Annotated in this window: 1 protein-coding gene and 1 pseudogene; both read left to right on the top strand. The window is 68.7% G+C overall.

Annotated features, from left to right (window positions below):
* Window positions 1–992: pseudogene (locus RH94_RS08015) on the top strand (hypothetical protein); the annotation flags it as partial.
* Window positions 989–2,742, top strand: a 1,754-nt coding sequence (locus RH94_RS08010; RefSeq protein ID WP_073946938.1) for a nickel-dependent hydrogenase large subunit, incomplete at its 3' end; no start/stop codon positions are given. The pseudogene RH94_RS08015 and the gene RH94_RS08010, both read left to right, overlap by 4 nt.

The following is a 2,742-nucleotide window of genomic DNA, read 5'->3' as shown; positions in this document are numbered from 1 at the left end:
GCGAGCCGCTGCCCGAGGGCGCCGGGCGGGTCGTACGGCGGCGCGAGGAAGTCCGGGCGAGCACCGCGCTCACGGCCGAACGTCTTGACGACGGCCTGGTCCGGCTCCGCGTGCGCACCGAGAACACGGGGCGGTCGGCGGACCCGTACGCCGCCCGCGACGGGGCACTGCGCCAGGCGCTCATCGCCACCCACACGCTCATCGGCGGCTCGGGCGTGGAGTTCGTCTCGCTGACCGATCCGCCGGCCGACCTGCTGGAGCACGTCCAGGGCTGCCGCAACGCGTTCGTCTTCCCCGTCCTCGGCGGTGAACCGCCGGCCGGGCGGGACGGCGGTACCGCGCCCCTGCTGCTCTCCGCGCCGATCATCCTTCCCGACCACCCCCAGGTCGCGCCCGAGAGCCCGGGCGATCTGTACGACGCCGGAGAGATCGACGAGATCCTGACGCTGCGCACGATGCTCCTGACCGACGAGGAGAAGCGCGAGGCACGCGCCACCGACCCGCGCGCCGCCGAGATCCTCGACCGGGTGGACACCATGCCCCCGGAGGTCTTCTCCCGGCTGCACGGCGCCATCCGGTCACTGACTCCCGTCACACCGGCCGAGCGGCCTTCCTGGTGGCAGGAGGGCGGCGACGAAGGCCTCTCCCCCACCACCGACACGGTGCTCGTCGACGGCGTGCGCGTGGGAGCCGGCAGCCGCGTCCGGCTGCGTCCCCGGGAGCGGGGCGCCGACGTCCAGGACATGTTCCTGGCCGGGCGCGCCGCGCGGGTCGCCGGGGTCTTCCACGACGTGGACGGCAGCGTGCACCTCGCCGTCACCCTCGACGACGACCCCGCGGCCGAACTCCACACCTGGTACGGCCGCTTCCACTACTTCCGGCCCGACGAACTCGAACCGATCGAACCGCTCGAACCACTCGACCCGATCGAGCCTCCGGTCGCGGCGGATCACCCACAGACCATCAACAGCGAGGGACGGCACATCAGATGACGACCACTCAGGCTCGTGCGGCGGGGCGCAGGCCCGCGCAGATCGTGGACATGTCCTGGGACCCGATCACCCGGATCATCGGCAACCTGGGCATCTACACGAAGATCGACTTCGCCAACCAGGAAGTCGTCGAGTGCCACTCCACCTCCTCCCTGTTCCGCGGCTACTCCGTCTTCATGCGCGGCAAGGACCCCCGCGACGCCGGCTTCATCACCTCCCGCATCTGCGGCATCTGCGGCGACAACCACACCACCTGCTCCAACTACGCCCAGCAGATGGCCTACGGCGCCAAACCCCCGCCCATGGCCGAACACATCACCAACCTCGGCGAAGCCGCCGAATACATGTTCGACCACACCATCTTCCAGGACAACCTCGTCTTCGTCGACTTCTGCGAGGCCATGGTCAAGGCCACCAACCCCTCCGTCCTGGCCCGCGCCGAACGCACCGAAGCCCCCCGCGGCCACCTCCACGGCTACCGCACCATCGCCGACATCATGCGCGCCTTCAACCCCTTCGAGGGCGAGGTCTACAAACAGGCCCTCAAGATCTCCCGCACCACCCGGGAGATGTTCTGCCTGATGGAGGGCCGCCACGTCCACCCCTCCACCCTCTATCCCGGCGGCGTGGGCACCATGCCCCAGCCCACCCTCTTCACCGACTACCTCACCCGCCTGCTGCGCATCATCGACTTCGTCAAACAGGCCGTCGCCATGAACGACGACGTCTTCGACTTCTTCTACGCCGCCCTGCCCGGCTACGAGGAGGTCGGCCGCCGCCGCATCCTCCTCGCCTGCTGGGGCGCCTTCCAAAACCCCGACACCTGCGACTACCGCTACGCCACGATGAACACCTGGGGCAAGGACATGTACGTCACCCCCGGCATCATCGTCGACGGCCAACTCGTCACCAACAACCTCACCGACATCAACCTCGGCCTGCGCATCCTCCTCGGCTCCTCCTACTACGACGACTGGACAGGCGAAGAGCCCTTCGTCACCCACGACCCCCTCGGCAACCCCGTCGACATCCGCCACCCCTGGAACCAGACCACCCTCCCCCACCCCCAAAAACGCACCTTCGAAAACAACTACTCCTGGGTCATGAGCCCCCGCTGGTACCACCCCGAAACCGGCCGGCACCTCGCCCTGGACACCGGCGGCGGCCCCCTGGCCCGCCTGTGGTCCACCGCCCTGAACGGCCTCGTCGACACCCCCTACGTCAAAGCCACCGGCCACAGCGTCCGCATCACCCTCCCCAAAGGCCAAACCCTCCCCGAACACACCCTGGAATGGACCATCCCCCAGTGGTCCAACACCCTCGAACGCGACCGCGCCCGCCCCTACTTCATCGCCTACGCCGCCGCCATGGCCCTCCACTTCCTCGACCAGGCCCAACACCTCGTCCGCGCCGGCGAAACCCACACCTTCACCAACTACGAGGTCCCCGACGAAGCCATCGGCTGCGGCTTCCACGAAGCCGTCCGCGGCGTCCTCTCCCACCACCTCGTCATCCGCGACAAAAAGATCGCCAACTACCACCCCTACCCCCCCACCCCCTGGAACGCCAGCCCCCGCGACCACTACGGCACCCCCGGCCCCTACGAAGACGCCGTCCAGGGCCAGCCCATCTTCGAGGAAAACGGCCCCGACACCTTCAAAGGCGTCGACATCATGCGCACCGTCCGCAGCTTCGACCCCTGCCTCCCCTGCGGCGTCCACATGTACACCGGCAACGGAAAAACACTGAC

The sequence above is a fragment of the Streptomyces kebangsaanensis genome (genome assembly GCF_001906585.1).
Taxonomy (GTDB): Bacteria; Actinomycetota; Actinomycetes; order Streptomycetales; family Streptomycetaceae; genus Streptomyces; species Streptomyces kebangsaanensis.
Note: the sequence above shows the minus strand (reverse complement) of the source record. Positions and strands in the feature narration are given on the sequence as shown.